The organism is Hymenobacter sp. YIM 151858-1, assembly GCF_025979705.1.
Classification (GTDB): Bacteria; Bacteroidota; Bacteroidia; order Cytophagales; family Hymenobacteraceae; genus Solirubrum.
Genome location: NZ_CP110136.1, coordinates 243,907 through 266,499, shown reverse-complemented (window position 1 = coordinate 266,499; position 22,593 = coordinate 243,907). Strand labels below are relative to the sequence as shown.

13 protein-coding genes are annotated in these 22,593 nt (G+C 64.2%); 4 read left to right on the top strand and 9 right to left on the bottom strand.

Annotated elements, in window-relative coordinates; all coding sequences use genetic code 11:
• Window positions 1-22 precede the first annotated feature (22 nt).
• On the top strand, window positions 23-208 hold the full coding sequence (locus tag OIS50_RS01025) for a hypothetical protein (protein WP_162910450.1): 186 nt from the start codon (window positions 23-25) through the stop codon (window positions 206-208).
• An 82-nt stretch (window positions 209-290) separates the two neighbouring features.
• Here OIS50_RS01025 and OIS50_RS01020 read toward each other — a convergent pair whose 3' ends face one another.
• The 5 genes from OIS50_RS01020 to OIS50_RS01000 form a co-directional block, all read right to left on the bottom strand.
• Window positions 291-743 carry a hypothetical protein gene (locus OIS50_RS01020; protein WP_264692481.1) on the bottom strand — a complete coding sequence of 151 codons (453 nt, stop codon included), beginning with the start codon at window positions 741-743 and terminating at the stop codon, window positions 291-293.
• A 76-nt stretch (window positions 744-819) separates the two neighbouring features.
• On the bottom strand, window positions 820-3,252 hold the full coding sequence (locus tag OIS50_RS01015; protein ID WP_264692480.1) for a hypothetical protein: 2,433 nt from the start codon (window positions 3,250-3,252) through the stop codon (window positions 820-822).
• Window positions 3,252-4,409, bottom strand: coding sequence for a DUF4249 domain-containing protein (locus OIS50_RS01010; protein ID WP_264692479.1), 1,158 nt, complete (start codon window positions 4,407-4,409; stop codon window positions 3,252-3,254). Before OIS50_RS01010 ends, OIS50_RS01015 begins: the two co-directional genes overlap by 1 nt.
• A gap of 11 nt (window positions 4,410-4,420) precedes the next feature.
• Window positions 4,421-7,222, bottom strand: a complete 2,802-nt coding sequence (locus tag OIS50_RS01005) for a TonB-dependent receptor (protein ID WP_264692478.1) — start codon at window positions 7,220-7,222, stop codon at window positions 4,421-4,423.
• Window positions 7,219-7,989, bottom strand: coding sequence for a hypothetical protein (locus tag OIS50_RS01000; RefSeq protein ID WP_264692477.1), 771 nt, complete (start codon window positions 7,987-7,989; stop codon window positions 7,219-7,221). The genes OIS50_RS01005 and OIS50_RS01000 overlap by 4 nt, the downstream gene beginning before the upstream one ends.
• Before the next feature lie 672 nt (window positions 7,990-8,661).
• Between OIS50_RS01000 and OIS50_RS00995 the strand changes: the two genes are divergently transcribed.
• A complete protein-coding gene (locus tag OIS50_RS00995) occupies window positions 8,662-11,841 on the top strand; it encodes a glycoside hydrolase family 3 N-terminal domain-containing protein (protein ID WP_264692476.1) in 3,180 nt (1,059 codons plus the stop codon).
• Window positions 11,842-12,019: 178 nt separating this feature from the next.
• On the opposite strand, the gene OIS50_RS00990 is transcribed toward OIS50_RS00995, so the two are convergent.
• Window positions 12,020-12,517, bottom strand: coding sequence for a DUF2059 domain-containing protein (locus OIS50_RS00990; protein ID WP_264692475.1), 498 nt, complete (start codon window positions 12,515-12,517; stop codon window positions 12,020-12,022).
• Window positions 12,518-12,898: 381 nt separating this feature from the next.
• Between OIS50_RS00990 and OIS50_RS00985 the strand changes: the two genes are divergently transcribed.
• On the top strand, window positions 12,899-13,567 hold the full coding sequence (locus tag OIS50_RS00985) for a hypothetical protein (protein ID WP_264692474.1): 669 nt from the start codon (window positions 12,899-12,901) through the stop codon (window positions 13,565-13,567).
• 156 nt (window positions 13,568-13,723) lie between these two features.
• Here OIS50_RS00985 and OIS50_RS00980 read toward each other — a convergent pair whose 3' ends face one another.
• On the bottom strand, window positions 13,724-14,908 hold the full coding sequence (locus OIS50_RS00980; RefSeq protein ID WP_264692473.1) for an acyltransferase family protein: 1,185 nt from the start codon (window positions 14,906-14,908) through the stop codon (window positions 13,724-13,726).
• A gap of 532 nt (window positions 14,909-15,440) precedes the next feature.
• On the opposite strand from OIS50_RS00980, the gene OIS50_RS00975 reads away from it, so the two are divergent.
• On the top strand, window positions 15,441-17,915 hold the full coding sequence (locus tag OIS50_RS00975) for a PAS domain-containing sensor histidine kinase (RefSeq protein WP_264692472.1): 2,475 nt from the start codon (window positions 15,441-15,443) through the stop codon (window positions 17,913-17,915).
• 102 nt (window positions 17,916-18,017) lie between these two features.
• Here the strand turns inward: OIS50_RS00975 and OIS50_RS00970 are convergent, their stop codons facing one another.
• The gene (locus tag OIS50_RS00970; RefSeq protein ID WP_264692471.1) at window positions 18,018-19,340 is read right to left on the bottom strand and encodes a RagB/SusD family nutrient uptake outer membrane protein; all 1,323 of its coding nucleotides are present in this window, start codon (window positions 19,338-19,340) and stop codon (window positions 18,018-18,020) included.
• Window positions 19,341-19,364: 24 nt separating this feature from the next.
• Entirely contained in the window at window positions 19,365-22,577 is a 3,213-nt protein-coding gene (locus OIS50_RS00965) for a SusC/RagA family TonB-linked outer membrane protein (RefSeq protein WP_264692470.1), read from the bottom strand.
• Window positions 22,578-22,593 lie beyond the last annotated feature (16 nt).

The window sequence follows — 22,593 nt, the reverse complement described above, 5'->3', positions numbered from 1 at the left end:
TCTGCCATTACTACTTACCGCTATGATCAAGCATCCGATTCATCCTGCTTCCGATTCGCACGTGGGCCTGCCCCCTGCCCGCCCCGCCGATCCGCTCCGTTCGCCGCGCCCGCGCCGTTCGCAGCAGCCCGGCCAGGCCGAACCCGAAACCGCTCCCGAACGCACCCAACCCGCCTCGCCCGGCTTCAAGATGAGCCGCTGGTGCTAGGCCGATAAGCCCGATACCATTGCCGGGGCGGCTTTCCATCCTGTTTTCGGGGTGGAAAGCCGCCCCGGTGCGTTTATAACCGCTACAGCGCCGGGGCCTGGCTGGCCTCGCGGCGGTTTGCTACCTGCCGGGCAAAGGCGGCCCATTCGCCCCGGTTCGATGGCACGCCCACTAGCTGCTTGCCCGAAGCATCGGTGAGCGTTACTTCAAAAGCCCCTGCACCCTCGGCTTGCTCGCGGGTGGGCTTAAGCTTGGTGCGCCGGAGCAATTGCAGGCATTGCTCGCGCTCCTCGCCCCGCAGCACCATCTCGCCGCTTTCCTCGCCCTGCCCATCGGAGGTGCGGTACGTCAGCTGAATCAGCTCGGGCTGCACCACGCCTTGTATCACGCTCAGGCCCTGGTGCGGCGGCGGAAGCGCGGCGTCGCCGGCGTACAGCTCGAAGGCAACGGGCTCCTTTAGCTGCTGGCCGCACGCGCCCAGCAGCCAGGCCAGGCACAGCAGCCCTAGGTAAGCAAAGCGGGTTGGGTTTGGCATGAGGTTGTGAGGATTTGTAGCGCGATGTAGCGCGGACTTTGGCTACGCCGACCTTCGGTTGTAGTCCGCGCTACTGTTACGGCGCCATTACAGGCTTCACCTCAAACGTAAAGCTGCGGCTGCCAGCCAGGCCGGTGGCTGATAGGCCCTGCACTACCACTAGGTAGCGGCCGGGTTCGTCGCCGGTGTAAAAAGATAGCTGCTGGGGCTGGCCGGCGGTGGTGCTCAGGGCGGGGTTCCAATACAACAAATGGCGCAAATCGGGCAGGCGACTTTGTTTTTGCTGCTCGGTTTCGTAGCGCGGGGCGTAAAACTCCCGCTCCCACTGCAGGCCTTCGTACTCCTGCAGCAAGGCGCGGGCATCGGGCTGGGCGCCGGCCAAATCGCCGCGGTAGCTGGTGTAGCTTACCAGGCCGGGGTACGTGAGCGGGCCGTGCAGGTAGCCGCGGGTTAGCACATCGAGGCGCTGCACTTTCAGCGGGTCGATTTTCATGACGCGGTCGGTGTTGAAGAACGGCACGCCGTCGACGAGCACCATGGGCTCCTCCGTGAAAATGGTGCGGTTGCCGTTGTCGACCACCATAAAGTGGAAGCGGCCTTTGCGCAGGCGCACCTGCACGCCGGGCACGTACTCGCGCATTACCTCTTCCATTACCTTAAAGCGGGTGTAGTCGTCGAGGCGGTAGCGTTCGTCGGGGCGGCCGTAGAACGGCAGGCTGTCGGCCAGCGGCTGGGCGTAGGCACCTAGGGCTTTGCGGAAGTACGCGTTCTGGGCCTGCATCTGCAGGTGGCGCTGCGTAAGCTCGGGGCGGTAGCGCTCGGGCAGGCGCACGGGCGGCAACGGCGGCCCGGCGTGTTCGGTAGCAAACGGACTCAGCAGCTCAAAGCGGGCTGTGCTGTCTTGCCGAAAATTGGTTTGCAGCACCAGCGTTTGGGGGCCGTACAGCTCGCGGGCCTCAAACCGCACCATGCCGCTGGCGTTGCTGATGCCGTTGTAGAGGCGTACCGCGCGGCTGGGCGCGGCCAGGTAGGCCGGCGTGCCCGCCAGCGGTGCCCCAGTGGTTTTGCTGAGCAGCCGCGCCTGTATCTGGTGGCCGTTGAGCTCGGGCGCGTGCGGCCAGGCCGGCGGCGTGCCCGCCAGCGCGGCCTCCCAACGAAAGCGCCGCCAGCCCTGCGTCAGCATCAGGTTGTCGGCGGCGGCCTCGGCCTCGGGCTCGGCGCTATCCAGGTAAAAATTGGGGTTTTCGACGTGGCCCGGCAGCGCCGAGGTCAGCCACAGGTACGAGCGGATATCGGCCGCGGCCTCGGGCGCCGCCAGCGAATCGAGGCGGTACACGGCCATGGAAAGGCCGGCCGTGGCGGGCTGGCCGGCGCCGGAGGCGGTGGCCAGGCGCAGGCTCACCCGGTTGCGGGTGGCGTACTGCGGTTTGTCGGGGGCCGCGTCGATAACCAGGCGGCTTTCGGGCCGCCGGAAATACAGCCGCTCGCACACGGGTCGCCGCTGCTCCGTGAACACCGTAAAATGCAGCACGCCTTCGGGCAGCGTGGCTTTATCGAGCAGCAGTTGGGCCTGGCCACCCGCCAGGCGCAGCGGCTGGGCCACAAAGGCCTGCTGGCCGGCGTGGCCGAGCACGTACAGCTCTTCGGTAGCTGCATTGGGCATGTTGGCGGCTACGGTCAGGCTCAGCTGCCCCGCCCCGGCCGGCGCCACGCTCAGCACGTAGCCCTGCTCGAACACGCTGGGCAGGGCCCGCGTAAGGGTTTGCTCGTTGGGCAGCTTTAGCACGGCGGTGTAGCCGGGGCCGGCCGCCGCGGGCGTAAAGGCAAACTGCCCCATGCCGTGGCGCAAGGTGGCAAACCGGGCCACCTGCTTGCCCTGCGCATCGAGCAGCACGCCCTCGGCGGCCAGGCCGCGGCCGGCTTGGTCGGTTACCTTAAAGCCGACTTTGCCGGGCAGGCCTTTTACCAGGTTGCCGCCCTCGGGGAAAAACTGCACCTCGGGCGCGGGGGCCGCGGCCGAATCGGCGGGCAGGGCGGCGGCAAAGGTGTTCAGCACGGTTACGGTGCTCTGGAAGAAGTACTCCGGCCCGAAGTTTTTCATCCAGTTGGTGTAGGCCCGCACCGTGTAGCGCCCCGTGGGCAGCGTGGCCGGCAGCTGAAACGAGCCGTGCCCCACGGCCTGCTTCAGCTCGATTTTGGCCTGCAGCACGGGTTTCTGGCGGGCGTTCAGCACCTCCACGTAAGCCACGCGGCTGAGCGGCAACGGCCGCTGGCGGGTGCCCTCGGCGGCGTACAGCTTAAACCACATCACGTCGCCGCCGAGGTAGGTGGTGCGGTCGAGGTGCAAAAACAGCTTCTCGTGCGCATCGAGCCGGCTGTAGTTCTCGAAGGCCTGCTTGATGCTGGTGGCCGGCGCGGGGGCCTGGGCCCAGGCGGGCTGCCCGGCGGCCAGGCCCAGCAGCGCACCTAGGGCGCGCCCTAGGTAGCGGGTGGTTCGGGAGGTCGTCATCAGGGCCAATAGCTGGGTCGTTTGTTGGTGCCCCGGTCGCGGCAGTCGATGCACTTGCGGGCGGCGCCGGTGTAGGCAATCAGCACGCCGTTGCCGGTGTACACGCCCTCCAGCGGCTGCAGCGACGGGTCGCGGAAAGCGGCGTCCACGTCGCGTAGCTTAAAAGTGTCGATCTGCATGCAGTTCTCGTAGCCGGTAAGGTAGGTGCGGTACCACTGCACCGGCAGCTCGGCCGAGCTGATAAAAATGCGCTTTTCGGTAACGGAGTACGCGCCCACAAAGCCCAGCACGGTTTCGGCGGGGTTGCTGAGGCAGCGCACGTTGCCGGTTACCTGCGAGGGCAGCGGGTCGAAGAGCGTGCCGAGGCTTTCGGTGTTTTTGCGCAGCTCGTCCCAGTAGGCGTACTCCTCGGGGGTTTGGGCGTACTGCTTTACCAGTACGCTGTAGCGCAGGCGCAGCCGGGTAGCCGTGCGCGGAATTTCGAGCAGCTGGTGCCGCGACACCACGTCCTGCGTCAGGCGCGTGGTGTTGAAAAGCCGAATGTTGCCGCCTGTGGCGCTAGCCCAGCAGCGGTAAATGTCCTCCTGCCGGGGCCGCATCTGGCCGTTCACGTACTCCACCACCGAGCGGTAGGCCGACGTGAACTCCCAGGTTTCCTCGAAGCCCCAGCGGTAGTAGCGGCTCTGGTTGGTGGCGTCGCGGGTGCTCACGCTGATTTGCACGCCTTCGCCACCCAGTTGCCACTCTACCGTGTCGATTTCGGGCGTGATTTTGACGGGCGTGTACGCCGAGGCGTACTCCTGGCCGCCGCTGGTGTACAAGTGCAGGCGGTAGCGCGTGCCGGCCCCCAGGTTGAGCGCGGCCGAGGTGTATGTACCAGGAGTACTTTCGGTAAGCGGCACGCTGCCGCCGCCCTCCTGCTCAAGCAGCACGCGGGCGCGGGTTTCGGGCGGGGGCTGGGCCGGGCCGCTCAGCTTGTAGGTGCGCGAGAGCTTGATGGTGCTGCTGCCGCGGGCGTTGATGAAGCCATCGACCACCAACAGGTTGGTTTCGGCCTCGCGGATGGCGGGCTCGAACGGGTCGATGCAACCGCCCGTGAGCACCCACAGCGCCGCCCAGGCAAAGGCGCGTCGGATGTAGCTCGGCTGGCTTGTCATGGTGGCGAGGGTCAGAAGCGGAAGTTGTAGGTGATGGTAGGAATGGGCTGCCCGAATACCGACAGCTGGTAGCCTTTGATGTTGCCGTTCACGGATTTGTAGTAGATCGAGAACGGATTGCGGCGGCCCGTGAGGTTGTACACGCCCACCGTCCAGGAGCTGTGGGCCAGCTTTTTCACGCGGTGGTTGCCCTCGATGTTCAGCCCTAGGTCGGCGCGGTAATAATCGGGCACGCGGTAGGCGTTGCGGTCGGAGTACAGCACGCGCACCGAGTTGCCCACGTAGTACTTGGCCAGCGGCAGCGTAATGGGCCGGCCGGTGCTGTACGTGAAGTTGAGCGAGGTGCTGAAGCGGCGGCTGAAGCGGTAGTTACCGATCATCGTCACGTCGTGCGGCTTGTCGAAGTTGCTGGGGTAGTACTTGCCGCCGTTGATCATTTCGGCGGTGGTGCCGCTGTTCACGCGCACCAGCGAGCGGGAGTAAGTGTAACTGATCCAGCCGTTTACCTTACCCGTGAGCTTACGCACCATCACCTCCACGCCGTAGGCCTTGCCCTCGGCGTTTACCACGTCCTGCTCAATGGCCGGGTTCAGCAGCAAGGTGGCGCCGTTGCGGAAATCCACGAAATCGTGCAGCCGCTTGTAGTAAGTTTCCACCGAGGTTTCGATGGTGTTGTCCTTGAAATTGCGGTAGTAACCCAGGGCCACTTGGTCGCCTACTTGCGGGCGAATGTGCGCGTCGCTCAGCTTCCAGATGTCGGTGGGCGCCATGGTAGCCGTGTTCGAGAGCATGTTGATGTACTGCCGCGTGCGGTTGTAGCTGGCCTTGAGGGAGGAGTTTTCGGTGAGGGCGTACTTGGCCGACACCCGGTACTCCGGCCCGTGGTAGGTGGCCAGCACCTGCCCGGCGCGGTAGCGCACGGTGTCGGTTATGGTATTGTCTGAGCGCGGGCCGCCGGGCGCGTACTGCCGCACATTGTTGGGGCCCAAGGCGTTGAACATGGAGTAGCGCAGCCCCAACGACACCGAAAAGCGCGGCGACACCTCAATTCGGTCCGAAACGTACAGGGCGCTTTCCAGCCCTTGCTCCCGCTGCAGCACCTCGGGGCTGATGAGCGACTCGGCACCTAGGGGCTGCAGCTGGCCCGGCGCAATGCGGTAGAGCTGCGTGCCGGCGCCAAACTCCACGGTGTGGCGCGGGCTGTGGAAGTAGCTGAAATCGAACTGGGCCGTGTGCTGGTTCAGGTCGAAAGCCAGCGCCGAGGCGTTTACCGGGTTTTTGCGGCTGCTGATGTCGTAGCCGTAGCGGCTGTAGGTGGCCGTGGCTACGCTGTACAGCCGGTTGTTGAAGATGTGCTTCCACTTCAGGCTCGCATTCTGGTTGCGGTACTCGTAGGTGGTATCCGAAGCCAGCCGAAACTTGTCGCGGCTAAGGTAGCCGGTGGCATAGAGCGCGTTTTTGTCGTTGAGGTCGTGGCTGACGTGCGCGCTCAAATCGTAAAACAAGGCCGAGCTTTCGCGGTAGCTTCGGTTGGGCAGGCGGTGCAAAAGCCAGTCGGAGTACGAGGAGCGCCCGCTCACGATAAACGAGGCCTTATCCTGCCGGATGGGCCCTTCGAGCGTGAGGCGGCTGGTGAGCGGCCCGATGCCGCCCGCGCCGCCAAACTTTTTGCGGTTGCCGTCGCGGGTAGTAATGTCGAGCACCGAGGAAAGGCGGCTGCCGTACTTGGCCGGGATGGCGCTTTTGTACAGCTCCACGTTCTTCAGGATATCGGGGTTGAAGGCCGTGAAGAAGCCGAACAAGTGCGAGGGGTTGTACACCACCGCATCGTTGAACAGGATCAGGTTCTGGTCGGTGGCGCCGCCGCGCACGTTCAGGCCGGTGCTGCCCTCCCCCACCGATTTCACGCCGGGCAACGTCAGCACCACGCGCAGCATATCGGCCTCGCCAAAGGCCGTGGGCACCTGCCGGATGGTTTTGATATCCAGCTTCTCCAGGCCCATCTGCATGCCGGCCACGTTCTTATCCTTTTCGGCCTCAATCACCACCTCTTTCAGCGGTGTAATGTCCTCGTCTACCTCAATCTCCAGCTTGCCGTCGTTGCGCAGCACAATGGTGCGCTTGGTGTTCTTGATGCCGATGCCGCGCACCAGCACGGTGTGCCGACCTAGGGGTAGCGTAAGCGAGTAGTAGCCAAACTGATCGGTGGAGCCGCCCACGGCCGGGGCCTCCACGTACACCGTGGCGCCCGGCACCGGCTCGCCGGTTTTGCTTTCGCGCACGTGCCCGGCCACGGTGGCCTTGCCGCTGGGGTTGCTGCCCTGCCCGATGGCGTACACCTGGCTTTCGGCCTGCCGCCGCGATTTGGGCCGGTTCAGGCCATCAAGCGGGTCGGTGTCGGTGGCCGCGGCCGTAACTGCTGCCTGCTGCCGAAAATACCCGGCCGCCAGCTCCGTTTGCATGGGCTGCCCCGTGGTGATGAATACCCGCTGCCGGGCGTCGATGGCGTAAAACAGCTCGCGCGGTTTCAGGATGGCTTCGAGCACCTCGGGCAGCGGCTGGTTGCTGGCACCTAGGGTTACGCGGATGCTATCCACGGCACTGGGCTCGAAGTAGAAGCGGTAGGGCGTTTGGCGCTCCACCGCGCGGGCAAACTCCTCGAAGGTGGCGTTGCTGAACTGCCCACTGATCAGCGGCGGCGCTTGCTGACCTAGGCCGGGCACGGCCCCGCCCAGCAGCAGCCACCCGAGCAGCACCCCCACCAGCCACCGCGCGGCCTGGCGCCCGGGCACGTATTTGTTCGGTACTTTCATCGGGCGGCGGCCTGGGTTAAGGCGTGGTAATGCCGGACCAGCTGCGCAATGGCGGTGGCGCGGTTTTCCTTCTTGAACTTCAGATTCTGCTCGGCGGCGTACTTCTTCAGCTCCTTTTTGCGGTCGTGGAGCACGGCCAGCACCGAGCCTTTGCTGCCCACGGGGTGGTAGGCGTTGCCTTTGCGCAGGTAGTAGCGGTCGACGTCGGTAAACTCCTGGTAGCTCAGGCGCGGGCCCATGCGGGTTTGCAGGTCTTTGCCGTGCTTGGCCAGCACCTGCAGCTGCGGGCCGCCCGCAAACAGCAGCTCGTAGTAACCCGTGGTCAGCACCTTCGCCGAAGCCGAGTCGGCCACCAGGCGCACGAACCGGTGCCCGTCAATCACGAAGTGGCGCACGCGCTCATCTACCAGCCGGAACTTGGCCGGGCTGTTGAAGCTGTTTACCAGCAGCGCATCCAGCTTGGCGTCGTACTGCATGGCCAGGTCAGTGAACTCGTAGCCGTCGTAGTGCACGCTGCCGCGCAGCTCGTTTTTCGACTTAAAAAACTGATGCCCCTGCGCCGTGGCCGAGGCGTAGTTTACGTACTGCACGCCGTTGTAGAGGGCGGCGCTGCTGCCCAGCGCCTCGCGGTAGCGCCGGTGCAGGTGCTCGGTGGCCGCCGTAAGCAGGGTGGTATCGGCAGGAGCTGCGGGCGTTTGGGCCAAGGCGCCGATGCCGCACACCGGCGCAAGCAGCAGGGCGCAGCTGGTTAGTACTAGGTTTCGCATCGGCAACGGGCAACAGGCAGCAATCGAACAAGGCAATTACAGGGGCCGGGCCGCGCGGGCTGCACGCAGCCGGCTAAAGGCTTCTTTTTCAGCCCCCGACGTAGCCTCCCCAGAATATAGAGCAGCAAACATACAGCCTGCGTTGCTTACGGCCCCGAAAAACCCTGCTCGTTTCTGCCATATCGGGCCTTTGGGGCCTATTTTAAACGTCATGCTGAGCTGGTCGAAGCATCTCGCGTGCTGACGTTGAATAGTCTTGTCATCCTGAGCAGAGCGAAGGACCTGCTCACGCCAAGCCGTCATGCTGAGCCCCGTCGAAGCATCTCTACGGATAGCATCCTACTATCTGAAGAAGCGGTAGAGATGCTTCGACGGGGCTCAGCATGACGGCCTGAATAGTTGTTCAGACGTGAGAAGGCCCTTCCTGCGTCAGGATGACAAGACTATCCGGCGAGATGTCTCGGCAAGCTCGACATGACATTTTGGAGGCGCGGGTTCATGCTTGGCTTGCGCCTTCCTGCGGTTCGACTGCGCGTACGCCAGATGGAGCATGACGTAAACCTGAATTTTCAAATCGGGCCTGGGGCGGGCACCTTGGGTTGCTGGCATGCCCGCTGCCTTTCCCTGCCCCATTCGGCTTAACTTCGCACCGTACCACTTTCCCCATCCGCTTTGCGCCTCCACAGATTTCTCCTGTTGATGCTGCTGGTGCTCGGGCCCCTGGCCCTCACCGCGCAACACCGCAAGCAGCATTCCGCCAAAAAGAAACCCGCTGCTACCCATACCTCGGCCAAGCGCCCGGCCGCCAAAGCTGCCCCGGCAGCTAAGTCAGCCAGCAGCGCCAAAGCCGTTGCCAATGGCAAAAAACCTGCGCCGGCCAAACCAATGGCCGAGGCGCCGGCATTCCTAAAATACCTGAATTCGCCGTGGGTCGACTCGGTGATGAAGACGCTCACGCCCGACCAGCGCGTAGCGCAGCTGTTTATGGTGGCCGCGTACAGCAACCGCCAGCGTATTGACGAAGACTCCATTTCGGCGCTGATTCAGCAGAACGGCATCGGCGGCCTCATCTTCTTTCAGGGCGGCCCCGTGCGCCAAAGCAAGCTGCTGAACCGCTACCAGGCCCAAAGCCGCGTGCCCCTGCTCGTGGCCATGGATGCCGAGTGGGGCGTGGGCATGCGCCTCGATAGCGTAGTGCGCTTTCCGTACCAGATGACCCTAGGTGGTGTGCGCGACAACCAGCTGCTTTATGAAATGGGGCAGGAAGTGGCGTACCAGATTCGCCGCCTGGGCATGCACGTAAACTTTGCGCCGGTGGTCGATGTGAACAACAACGCCAACAACCCGGTCATCGGCTTCCGGTCGTGGGGCGAAAATAAGCGCAACGTAACCGAGAAAAGCTACCAGTACATGAAGGGAATGCAGGACGCGGGCGTGCTGGCCGTGGCCAAGCACTTCCCCGGCCACGGCGACACCGATGCCGACTCGCACTTTGCCCTGCCGCTGATCCGCGCCGACCGCCGCCGCCTCGATTCGCTGGAGCTCGGCCCCTTCCGCTCGCTCATGAGCCGCGGCCTGGGCGGCGTGATGATTGCGCACCTCAACATCCCGGCCCTCGATAGCACCGGCATGCCCTCTACCCTCTCGCGCCGCATCGTAACCGATATGGTGCAGAAGCAGATGGGCTATCAGGGCATCATCTTCACCGATGCCATGAACATGAAGGGCGTGACCAGCAAGTACCCGCCCGGCGAAGCCGACGTGCGCGCCCTGCTGGCCGGCAACGACATTCTGGAGTTCTCCAAAAACGTACCCAAGGCCCTGCAAGCCGTGCGCGCCGCCATCGATTCGGGCCGCATTAAGCAGGCCGATATCGACATCCGCTGCCGCCGCGTGCTGGCCCTGAAGCAGTGGGCTGGCCTGAACAAGTACCGCCCCATCGAGCTGAAGAACATCACGGCCGACCTCAACAGCCCGCACGCCCAGCACGTTTCGCAGCGCCTGCAGGAGCTGAGCATGACGGTGCTGCGCAACCAGCGCAACCTGCTGCCGCTGCAGCGCCTTGATACCCTGCGCATTGCCACCGTTACCCTAGGCACCAAGGATACCACCGACTTCCAGCGCATGGTGTCGGACTACGCCCCGGCAACACACTTCTCCATCCCGGCCAACGCCACACTCGACGACCTGGCCAGGCTACGCGAGCAGCTGCGCCCCTACAACCTGCTGCTCGTGGGCCTGCAGAACCTAGGGCGCAACCCGGCCAGCAACTTCGGCATTTCGCCCGAGGAAAACGTGCTGCTGCGCGAAGTAGCCGCCCTCAAAAAGAAGATGGTGGTATCGGTGTTTGGCAGCGCGTACGCCGTATCGAAGCTGCGCGATGTGAACACCGCCGATGCCATTGTGCTGGCGTATCAGGAAAGCAAAAATGCCCAGGAGCTGGCCGCCCAGGTAATTTTTGGCGGCGTGGGCGCTACCGGCAAGCTGCCGGTTTCGGCCTCGGAGCGCTACGGCTTTGGTGCGGGCCTGACTACGCAAGGCGGCATTCGCCTGCGCTACGCCCAGCCCGAGGCCGTGGGCATGAACAACAACCTGGAGGCCCGCGTCGATTCGCTGATTAGCGCCGCGCTGGCGGCCAAGGCTTTCCCCGGCGCCGAGGTGCTCATTGCCCGCCGCGGCACCGTGGTGCTGCGCAAAAGCTACGGCACGCACACCTACGATGCCAAGGCCCGCCCCGTACGCAACACCGACCTCTACGACCTGGCCTCGGTAACAAAGGTGGCCGCCGCTACCCCGGCCCTGATGAAGCTGCAGGACCTAGGCAAGTTCAGCCCCGAGCAAACCCTGGGCTCGTACTTCGATTTCCTGAAAGAATCGAACAAAAAGGACCTGAAGATGCGCGACGTGCTGACGCACCAAGCCCGCCTGAAGGCCTGGATTCCGTTCTGGCAGAGCTACACGCGCCCCAAAGGCGTGTTCAGCCGCCTGTTTGCCAAGTATCCGCACGAGCCTCTGAAGCTGAAAGCCGGTGAAGTGCCCGAAATGAGCCGCCGCTTCTTCCGTCCCGATTCGTCGGCGCGCTTCCCGCTGCAAGTGGCCGATAAGATGTGGGCCCGCAAGGATATGCCCGAACGCCTGAAGAAGTCCATTGCCGAGTCGCCGCTCAACGAGAAGCCCGGCTACGTGTACTCCGATCTGTCGTTCTACCTCTACCCGCAGCTGGTGCAGCAGCAAACGGGCAAGCCCTTCGAGCAGTTTCTGCGCGACGAGCTGTACCGCCCCCTAGGTGCTACCACGCTGGGCCTGCACCCGGAGTGGCGCTTCCCCAAAGCGCGCATCGTGCCCACCGAGTACGACTCGCTGTTCCGCAAGCAGCTGCTCCACGGCACCGTGCACGACGAAGGCGCCGCGCTCCTAGGTGGCCTCTCGGGCCACGCCGGCCTGTTCGGCTCGGCCAACGACCTGGCCAAGCTGGTGCAGCTCTACGCCTGGAACGGCAAGTACGGCGGCCAGCAGCTGCTCAAGCCCGAAACCGTGCAGGAGTACACCAAATGCCAGAACTGCCCCGACAACCGCCGCGCCCTCGGCTTCGACCGCCCTGCCGCAAACCCCTCGGTAAACTCGGCCAAGAGCGCCTCGCAGCTGAGCTACGGCCACACCGGTTACACCGGCACCTACTTCTGGGTCGATCCGCAGTACGACCTGATGGTGATTCTGCTGACCAACCGCGTGAACCCCACGCGCCGCAACAACAAGATTACCGAGATGAGCGTGCGCTCGAACCTGCTGCAAACCGCCATCGAAGCCGTGCAATCGGCCCGCCCGAAGGTGGAGACGACTGTGGAGGAGTAAGGTCGGGTTGAACTAGCCCCATCCTGTCATGTCGAGCGTGAGCGAGACATCTGGGGAAACACTTTTCTGCTACTGAACCCAGATGTATCGCTCACGCTCGACATGACAGTGACACGCACAAGGCCCGGCCAATTGGCCGGGCCTTGTGCTTTTGGCGGCAGCGGGCGCCTAGGGCATCTTACTGCTCGGTAGTTTTCATTTTAGCCTCGATGCTGCGTTGCAGCTCGGGCAGGTTTTCCTGCATGCGGCGCTGGCTCAGCTCCATGCCGGCCACCATCAGGGCGCTTTGCTTGCCGATGAATTTCTGCCCCGTTGAGGAGCTGTAAAATTTGGTCAGGTCTTTCAGCTCTTTCTCGCTGAACTCCTTGGCGTAGAGCTGCACCATATCTTCCTTCAGCGAGGCCCAGCCCATGTACTTCGTGAGGAAGCTGCGCATTTCGGGTTCCACGGGCTTTAGCTCGGGGCGTTGCGCCATTTGGGCCACCAGCATTTGATCGAGGGCCGCGTTGGTGTTTTTCTCCATTTGCATCGCCAGCATCAGCTCTTCGGCGGCTTTGCGCTGCCCAGCCGAAACAGACGCCGTAGCGGTGCTGCCGGTGGCCGGGGCCGTGGTTTGGGCCAGTGCGGCCGGCGCGGCCAGCAGCAAGCCAGCGGCAAGGATGATTACCTGTTTCATAGCTGCTACTACGCAGAAAGCTCCTTGGGTGGCCATGCTGCCAAGGGTTTTCCTGGGCGCTAGGTACAAACGGCTTAGGCAAGCACGTGCCAGCCACCAGCGGGGTTTAGGGTTGCGAGAAGTTGCGGTTTTTACCCCGGTTTATGACAAAATTGATAGCAAGCTCAACAATTGCTTTGTACCTTAAGCAACCTTTGTCCCGGGTTCTGCATCTGGTTTACTGACGGCGCATGGCAAGCTCCGGCGCACGGCCTAATGCGTGTTTGGTGGCTTGCTCACATGCATATGCGATTTACTCGTGTGCGTCGGCGGCCGATGTTTGCATCGCCGCACAACACCACTCCTGCTCAACCACTTCCTGCCCTCTCTCAACGCCCGGCTATGGCCCTACTTTACCCACTTGCGCAACGCCTGCCCCTGCTCGGCCCGCTGATGCTCACGCTGCTGCTGAGCGCCTGCGACGGTGCGCTGCCCGGTGCCGAAAGCGACGAGCCCACGCACTACGTGCTGAGCCAGCAGGAGCAAGCCTGGGTAGCGCCCTACCGCCTGGGCGAGGAGTGGCGCTTTGCCAACCAGGCCGGCTACGAGCGCCGCTACCAGGTGAAAGGCCTTTCCGATAAGTCTCAGCCAGGTATGGCCAGCAAGGGCGCGCGCGTGCAGTTCTATCAGCAAGAGGTAGGCACCCGCCTCGAGCGCGTTGATTCGGCGTATTACGAGCGCCGCAACGCGGGGCAATTCGCAGCCGCGTTTACCCTAGGTGCCGCCGCGGGCCCGCAACCCCTGGAGGCCGCTTTGCAGTGGGGCAACCTGCAATTGCCGTTGCCTGTGGCGGAGTTGGAAAGCCAGCAAGCCCTACCCCCCAATGTGCGCCTGCTGCCGAGCCTAGCCGTGGGCGGCCGCACCTTCAGCAACGTGTTGGAGTACCCCGCCCTGCAGCCCGCGGCCAGCCAGGCCGTCCCGGCGTGGCAGGTGCAAAGGGTATATTATACCAAGGAATACGGCGTCGTGCGCTTCGTGGAGGCGGGCGGCACCGTGTGGGACCGGCGCTAACGGCCGCTCCCGAATATAGTGAGTGAAATGGTGAAGCAGGCGGCTCGTTTCGGGCCGCCCGCTTTGCTTTTGGGCCCTGGGTGTTTTGGCTGAATACGAACTAAAAAGCCCGCTCCGGAACGCGGAGCGGGCCTTTTCGGCGGATGCCGGGCGGCCTCAGACCTTGATGATGATGCGCTTGTGGTACATCCACCACAAAATGCCCAGCCAAATGAGGATGAGCGTAACGGCGCCGGCCAGCGAGGCGTTTTCGGGCACCTCGAATGCGGGCACGAACACGGTTTGGTACAGCCACTCCTTCAGGCCCACCGCTTTGCCGCTGCCGGGCAAAGGCTGCTTGATGAGGCCCAGGATGCGCGGTATCAGCCCCGACAAAAAGAACACGGTAATGGCATTGACGCCGTACACCAGAAACGGCTTGATCCAGCCGCGCCAGCCCTGCACGTCGCACAGCCAGTACAGCACGGCCAACGCGCTGATGGCAATGCCGCCGGTGTACAGCACGTAGGAGCTCGTCCAGAGGCTTTTGTTGATGGGAAACCAGCCGTTCCAGATCAGCCCGAGCACGATGAGCAGGGCACCGTGCACAAACAGCCAGGCCACTTTTTCGGCGGGCGGCACCTCGCGCCGGCGCAGCCACTGGGCCGTGAGCACGCCCAGCAAACCGGTGCCCACGGCGGGCAGCGTGCTCAGCAGGCCTTCGGGGTCCCAGGTTTTGCTTGATTTCCAGAGGTGGGCTTCCGAGAGCAGGGTGCGGTCGAGCCAGGCGCCTAGGTCGTGGCCGGGCAGCAGGGTGGCGGCACCCAGGCCGGGCGCGGGCACCAGCTGCAGCAGTACGTTGTAGAGCACCAGAATACCGGCCAGCAGCCCCAGCTGCGTGCGCCGCCCGGTGTACAGAAAAACGGCGCTGCTGAAAATGAACACCAGCCCGATGCGTTGCAGCACGCCCGGAATGCGCACCGTGGCAAACTCAAACTTCGGGAACAACGCCAACAATAGCCCCAGGGCAAACAGCACCGCGCCGCGCCGCACCACCCGCAGCATGGTAGCGCCCAGCGGCCCGCCCTGGCGCTTCAGGCCATCGAGGGCGTACACCAACGACACCCCCACGATGAACAGGAAAAACGGGAAAATCAGGTCGGTGGGCGTGCAGCCGTGCCAGGCCGCGTGCTCGAGCGGCGCGTAGATGTGGCCCCAGTCGCCGGGGTTGTTCACCAGGATCATCGCCATTACGGTAATGCCCCGGAATACATCGAGCGATACCAACCGGCCCGGCTGCGAGGCCTCGGCCAGCGGCTGGGTATGGGTGGTATCGAGGGCGGCTTGGGTGGTGCTTTGCATGTTGTAAAGAACGCAAATCCGGCCAATGCGCCGCGCGGAGCCGCGCTGGTCGCGGGCTAAGTCGTGGGGCGCTGGGTTTGGTTATCATCCCCGTGGTAATGGCGGCTGTGGTGTAGGCAAACTGGCACGAGTCGCGCAACGCTGGCGCGAGTCTTAGCGCGTTAGCGCGCGACTCGTGCCGCAACATGGAGGGGAGTCTCCAGACTCCCGTCGCGTGAACGATACGCCCTAGGTGCCGGCGGCGGTGTGGAAGGCAAGCAGCTTATGCCAGCATATTGTTTCCTAGGTATCGTTCACGGCACGGGAGTATGGAGACTCCCCTCCATGTTGCGACACGAGTCGCGCGCTAACGCGCTAAGACTCGCGCCAGTATCAGCTAGCGTCAGTATCACCAGTATCAGTGTCACTCGCGCCAGCATTGCCAGCAGCCAGGCCGTTTCACAAACCGCCCGAAACCTTTACCGCACGGGTCGTATTGTAATGCCTACCAATGCGAGTGTGTACTTTCACGCACTCTATCGTTACCGTGCGTATGCCCCCTTTCAATGCCGCATTAGCTCCCGATTTGTTGCCTGCGTTTCTGGCGGTGTCGCTGGCGGCCTTGCATGTGGTGCGGCCCATCTACAACGAGGCCGGCACTGAAATCGTGGATTTCGCACTGGAGTACGTAAACCCGGCCGGGCAACGCATGACGGGTTTGCCCGAGCAGCCGGGCGGTACGCTGCTCACGCGCTTTCCGAGCACAACTGCGGCCGGCATCCTGGGCTACTACCGACGCACTTTCGAGTCGGGCGAGTTGCAGTCCTACGAGGTGAATTACCAGGCCGACGGGCTCGATAACTACTTCCGCCTGCAGGCCCAGCGCAGCGGCGCGGTGCTGGTGGTAAGCTTCACCGACACCTCCGACCAGGACCGCAGCCCCGTGGAGCAGGCCCTGCGCGAAAGCCAGGCCCGCGAACAAGCCATTTTGCGCGAGGTAAAGCACCAGCGCAACGAGCTGCTGCGCTTTGTGGAGCAGGCCCCGGCCGCGGTGGCGGTGTACAGCGGGCCCGAGTACCGCGTGGAGCTGGCCAACGCCGCCGCGCTGGCCATTTGGGGCCGGTCGTTGGCCGAAGTGCAAGGCCGGCCCGTGTTCGAGGTGCTGCCCGAAGCCGCCACCCCCGATGTGGTGGCCATTTTCGAGCAGGTATACACCACGGGCGTGCCCCATATCTCAACCGAGCAGCCCACCCGCATCGAGCGTTACGGACGACTCGAAACCGTGTACTGGAACTTCGTGTTTCAGCCGCAGTACCGCTCCGATGGCAGCATCAGCGGCATCCTGACGTTGGGCACCGAGGTTACGCCGCAGGTACTGGCCCGGCAGCAGGCGCAGGAGCTCAACCAGCAGCTGGAGGCCCACGTGCAGCAGCGTACGCTGGAGGTGCAGGCCGCCCGGGCCGAGGCCGAGCGGCAGCGCCGGCAGTGGGAGCAGCTTTTCCGGCGCGCCCCGGCGGCCATTTGCATCTTTGACGGGCCGGAGTTGGTGTTCGAGTTCCTGAACCCTGTTTACCAGGCCATGTTTCCGGGGCGCGAGCTGCTGGGCAAGCGGCTGATTGATGCCCTGTCAGAGTTTGCCGACCACCCCCTGGTGGCCATTTTGCGGGGCGTGTACGAAACCGGGCAAACCTTTGAAGGCCGGGAGGTGCTGGTGCCGCTGGCCCATACCACCGGTGGCCCCGTGGAGGACACTTATTTCGACCTAACCTACCAGGCCCGCTACAACGAGGAAGGCCAGATCGACGGCCTGATAACCTACGCCTACGACGTAACGCAGCGCGTAATGGCGCGGCGCGAGCGAGAGATGCGGCAGCAGCAGCTAAACGAGCTGTTCGAGCAGGCCCCCGTTGCCATTGCTATTTTCCGGGGTCCGCAATACGTAATCGAGGTGGCCAACCCGGCGGTGTGCGCCATTTGGGGGCGCACCCAACAGCAGGCCATCGGCACTCCCTTGTTCGAGCTTTTGCCCGAGGCTGCAGGCCAAGGCTTTGAGCAGCTGCTTGATGCGGTAATGGCCACCGGCACGCCGCACATCGCCACCGAGCTGCCCTCCTACATCCACCGCCACGGCCGCCGCGATTTGGTGTACTGGAACTTTGTGTACCAGCCCCTGCGCGAGCAGGACAACGGCCGGGTAGCCGCCGTTACGGTGGTAGCCACCGAAGTAACCGATCAGGTATTGGCGCGGCAGCAGGTGCATGCCCTCAACGAGGAGCTGGCGAGCATCAATGCTGCGCTGCGCACCGCCAACGACGAGCTGCACGACACCAACGCCCAGCTCACGCGCTCCAACATCGACCTCGACACCTTCGTGTACACGGCCTCGCACGACCTGAAAGCGCCCATTGCCAACATCGAGGGCATTTTGCTGGCCTTGCGCGAGCAGCTGCCCGCGGCCGTGCAGCAAGATGCCTGGGTGGCCCAGCTGCTGGATATGCTGCAAACCACGGTGGCGCGGTTTCAGAACACCATCGCGCAGCTCACCGATGTATCGAAGCTGCAGCTGGCGCAGGCGGGCCCCACCGAACCGGTGCCGCTGGCTGCCGTGGTGGCCGATGTGTGCCACGACCTAGGGCCGGCCCTGCAGCTCAGCGAGGCCCGGCTCACCCTCGATGTGGCGCCCGATATCGTGGTGTCGTTTCATCCGGCCAACCTGCGCAGCATTGTTTACAACCTGATCAGCAACGCCATCAAGTACTGCTCGCCCAAGCGCCCCGCGCAGGTAAGCGTGCAAGCCACGCGCCGCCCGCAGGCCGTGGTGCTAACCATAACCGACAACGGCCTGGGCATGAGCGAGCAGCAGCTGACGCAACTGTTCGGCTTGTTTCAGCGCCTGCACACGCACGTCGACGGCACCGGCGTAGGCCTGTACATCGTGAAGCGCCTGGTCGAAAACGCCGGGGGCAGCATTACGGTGGCCAGCCAGCCCGATGTGGGCACCACCTTCACCGTTACGTTTCCGGCCTAGGTACCGACGGCGCCGTCGGCACCCAGGAGGCCCGTTGCCTTCACTCCACAAAACAACGGCCCGCCTAGGTTTAGGCGGGCCGTTGTGGCTGAAGGGGGCCGGTTAAATGGCCGGGTCGTTGGGGGTGGCCGAGTTGTTTTCGCGCTCTACCCGCGGGTACGGAAAGAAATTGCGGTTGCGCTCGGCGCCTGCCGCGCCCGGCCCGGGCCGCCCGAAACGGCGGCTGTCCTCGAGCCGGAAGCCCTGAAAGGCCAGCTCCACCAGGCGGTTGCGGTAAATATCCAGCAGAATGGCCTCCTGGGTAAGCGGACCGGCGTAGGGCGCCAGGCCCGCGCCGGGGGGCGCCACCGGCAGGTTGCTCGAGTTCAGCTGCGCGGCCGCCGTGCTGGTGCGCACGCGGTTGAGCTCGGTTACGGCGTTGACGAGGTCGTTTTTGCGGGCGTAGGCCTCGGCCCGAATCAGCAGCATTTCGTTGGGCACGTACACCGGAATGGGCGCGCTGGCCGCCGTGTAAAAGCCCAGGCCGCGGTTTTGGGTAGCCGTGGGGCTCAGGCGCACGTAAAACGGAATGCGCCGGTCGCCGGCTTCGGGGGCCAGCGCGCCGGTCAGGCCCAGGTTGGCATCGGTGGGCTCAAACACGTTGCGGTTGCCAAAAGCCGCCTCAAACAGCGGGTTGCGGGTGTTTTCGTCGAAATTGAACACCGAGCGGCTCGTGGGCGATACGCGGCCGGCCGCGGCTATGGCGCGGTCGTAGTCGCCGGCCATCAGGCTGTAGCGGGCAATGAGCGCCTGCAGGGTGTTGGCCAGGTCGATGCCGGGCACGATTTTGCTGTTGAAATCGGCCGAAACGGGGTTGGCGCTCAGCTGAGTGGCGGCCGCCTCCAGCTGCGTAATGGCCGAGCGCAGCACCTCCAGCCGGGGCACAAACGGCGCGTTGGGGCCGGTAACCAGGGGTGCCTGCTCGAAAAACTGCGCCTGCGTACCTAGGGCCAGCGCCCGGAAGATGGAGGCGTACGCCACAATGCCGCTGCGCGTGCCCGCATCGCCGGCGTTGCCGGCGTTGGCCAGCACCAGATCGGCGTTCGAGCGGATGAGCTGCGTTTGGCTCCAGAGGTTGCGCACCACGCCGTTGTCGATGCGCAGGCTGGTGCCGCCCTCGCTCACGTTAAACTCCTCGATGTTGCCCACGTTCAGGATGGCCAGCTCGCGGGTGGCCAGCCCGCCGGCCGCCACTTTGTTGTAGAGCACGCTCAGGGCGCCGCCCACGGTGTAGCGGTACTGCAGGCCGTTGCACACGGTAATCAGGCCGTCGGCGGTGGCCAGCACATCTTGCTGGCGGGCGGCGCTGGGGTCGAGGTATTCTTTGTCGCAGCTGCCCAGGCCAATGCTCAGCAACGCCGACAGCAGCAGAAGGTATTTTTTCATGACAGAATGCCGAATGAGGTGGAGTTAGAACGAAGCCGCCAGCCGCACCTGGTAAGTGCGCGGAATGGGCACGTTGCCAAAGTCGATGGCGCGCAGCAGGTCGCTGGTGCCGCCGGCGCTGGTTTCGGGGTCGAAGCCCTTGTAATTGTCCCACGACACGAGGTTGCGCCCGATCAGCGACACGTTGAGGTTGCGGATCAGCGGCGTGAACGTGGGCAAATCGTAGCTCAGCGAGGCCTCGCGCAGCTTCACAAACGAGCCGTCGTCGATGCGGAACTCCTGCGTGTTGTACACCGCAAAAATGTAGCCGCGCGGCAGCTCGCCCCGCAGCTCTTTTTCGGCCAAATCACCCAGGCCCACGCCCTGCCGGGTGCGGTAGTCGGCATTGAACACATCCACACCCTGCACGGCATCGAGCAGGATGCGGGCCGAGAGCTTCTTGTAGGCCACGTTGGTGCTGAACGAGCCCGTCCATTTAGGATTGGGGTTGCCGATTACGATGTTGGCAATGGCCGTGCCGGGCCCGTAGGCGGGCTGGCCGTTGCCCTCGCGGGCGGGCACGTAGGTGGTGGCGCCCACGGCCTGGCCGCGGGTGCGCTCGTCCTGCGGAAAGCCCTGCGGCGTGAGCAGCAGCGAGCCATCGGGGTTGCGGGCGTAGCCCGAGCCGTAGAACACGCCCACCGGCTGCCCGGCCAGCAGGTACACCGGCGCCCCGGCCACGTTATCAATGGCAATGGCCTGCTGCTGCCCGCCCGAGCCCGGCAGCTCCAGCACTTTGTTGCGGTTGCGGTTGAACAGGGCCGTAACGTCCCAGCTGAAGTTGGCGGTGCGCACGGGCGTGGCCGTAAGCTGCAGCTCCACGCCTTTGTTCTCGATGCTGGCCACGTTGGTTACGATGGTGAGGCCACCCGTGGAAGGCGCCACGTTGCGGTTGGCCAGCAGCTGCTTGGTTTCCTGCCAGTACGCCGTGATGCCCAGGCCGATGCGGTCGTTCAGAAACCCTAGGTCGCCGCCCACTTCCAGCTCCGTCAGGCGCTCGGGGCGCACGCGCTCGTTGGCCAGCCGCGCGCTGGGCAGGTAGGTGCTGCGCCCCAAAAAGGGCACCGGCGTAAACTGGTAAAACCGGTCGTAGGAGCCGATGCCGGTGAGGCCGCCCGCCTGCCCGTAGCTGGCCCGCAGCTTCAGCGAGTTAAACGCCTTAGCGTAGCCGGCGTTCTGCCAAAAGCCTAGGTCCGAAAGCACCAACGAGCCGCTTACCTTGGGGTAGTACTGGTTGGTTTCGGAGCTGGAAAACTTCGACGACCCATCGCGGCGCACGGCCGCCGTTACAAACGCCAGGTTGCGGTAGCCCAGCGTGCCCTGCACGTAGGCGCCGCTCAAATCGAACTGCTCGGGCAGGCCGAAGGTGCTGACGAGCGTGTTGTTGGCCGCCCCGCTGATGGTGGTGATAAACGGCGTGAGGTTTTGGCCGCGGGCCTGCGTCAGCTCCTGCCGCACGTACTGGTAGCTGTAGCCGGCCAGCAAAGTGGTCTTGAAGTTTTCGCCCACCTGCCGGTCGTAGGCCACGTTCAGGTCGGAGTTGAGCTGCAGGGCGTTCAGCTGGGCGTTGGAGGCAAAGCCAAACGGGTAGCGGGCCAGCGGCAAGCCCGCCTGCGCCTGGTACGGGTACGGCCGGATGTAGCTCTGCCCGGCCTGCCCGATGATGTCGGCCCCAATCAGGTAATCAACCGACAGGCCTTTGGCCGGCGTTAGCTTCAGCTGCAAGTCGCTGATGGTGCGGTTGATGCGCTGCGTAAAATCCATGTCCTCGATGGTCGACAAGGGGTTTACGCGGGTGGGCTCCACGGCCAGCAGGTTGCCGTTGGCGTCGCGCCGCCGGATGTCGTAGATGTTGTTGGTGATGTTGACAGAGTTGATGGGGCTGTAGAACACGTTGCCGTTGGCTTTTTCGTCGGCGTCGCTGTTGTTGAAGGCCACGCCGGCCGTCAGGCGCGCCCACTTGGTGAGGCGCTGATCGAGGCGCGTGCGGATGTTGTAGCGCCGGAAATTGGTGCCCCGGATGATGCCCTGGTTTTGGAAATACCCCACCGACACGAGGTACTGCGTGTTCTCGGAGCCGCCCGATACGGACACGCCGTTGTCGGTGCCGTAGCCGCGCCGGAAAATCTCGTCGAAGTAGTTGTAGCGCTCCACGTCTACCAGGTTGGAGGCCAGCTGCGTGGTTACGCCCGCGCGGACGATGGGCACGGTGGTGGTGCCGGGGTTGGCCGCCACCTGCGCCGGCGACACGCCCGCAATGGTATACAGGCGCAAATCCCTGAAGCCGAACTGCTTGCCGTAGGTATTTACCGGCACCGATTTGCGCAGCTCGTTCATGTTAAAGCTGGCATAGGCCGATACGCGCACCTCGCCGGCGCGGCCGCGCTTGGTGGTAATCAGCACCACCCCGTTGGCGGCCCTGGAGCCGTAGATGGCCGCCGCGGCGGCCCCGTTCAGCACGTTGATGCTCTCGATGTCGTTGGGGTTGAGGTCGGCGAGGCGGTTTTGGCCTACCTGCGCCGAGCCCACGTCGTTCGACAAGGCCAGCTGCGACACGTTGGTGCTGCTGTTGCTGATGATGACGCCGTCGATAACGTACAAGGGGTCGGAGGAGCCCGAAAGCGACTTGATGCCGCGCAGGCGCACCGAAATGGAGCCGGCCGGGTCGCCGGAGTTCTGCACGATTTGCGCGCCGGGCACCTTGCCCTGCAGCGAGTTCAGCACCGCCCCGGTGCCGCTGCGCGTCAGCTCCTGCCCCGATACTGTGCTGATGGCGTTGCCGAGCTCGCGCCGGTTGGTGCTCACCGTGGAGCCCACCACCACCACGTCGTCGAGGCTTTGGCGGGCCTCGCGCATGGTTACGTTGGTGGTGATGCTGGTGGCGCTACCCAGGGTAAGGGAGCGGCTTTGGGCCGTGTAGCCGATGCTCGAAAACGTGAGCGAATAAGCCCCGGGCGCTAGCTGCGCGCTAAAGCTGTAGTTGCCGTCGGCATCGGTGGAGGCGCCTTGCGTGGTGCCGCCAACCAGCACGGTGGTGCCGGGCAGGCCCTGGCCGCGCTCGTCGATAACGCGGCCTTGCAGGGTATAGGCTTGCTGCTGGGCGTAGGCCGAAGCGGCGGCACCTAGGCAAAGCAATAGGCATAGCGAAAGCCAGCTCCAGAGCAGGGGCCGCCTCGCAAGCGAGTAGGTGTTGGGCATAGTTGACAGGGAGTAA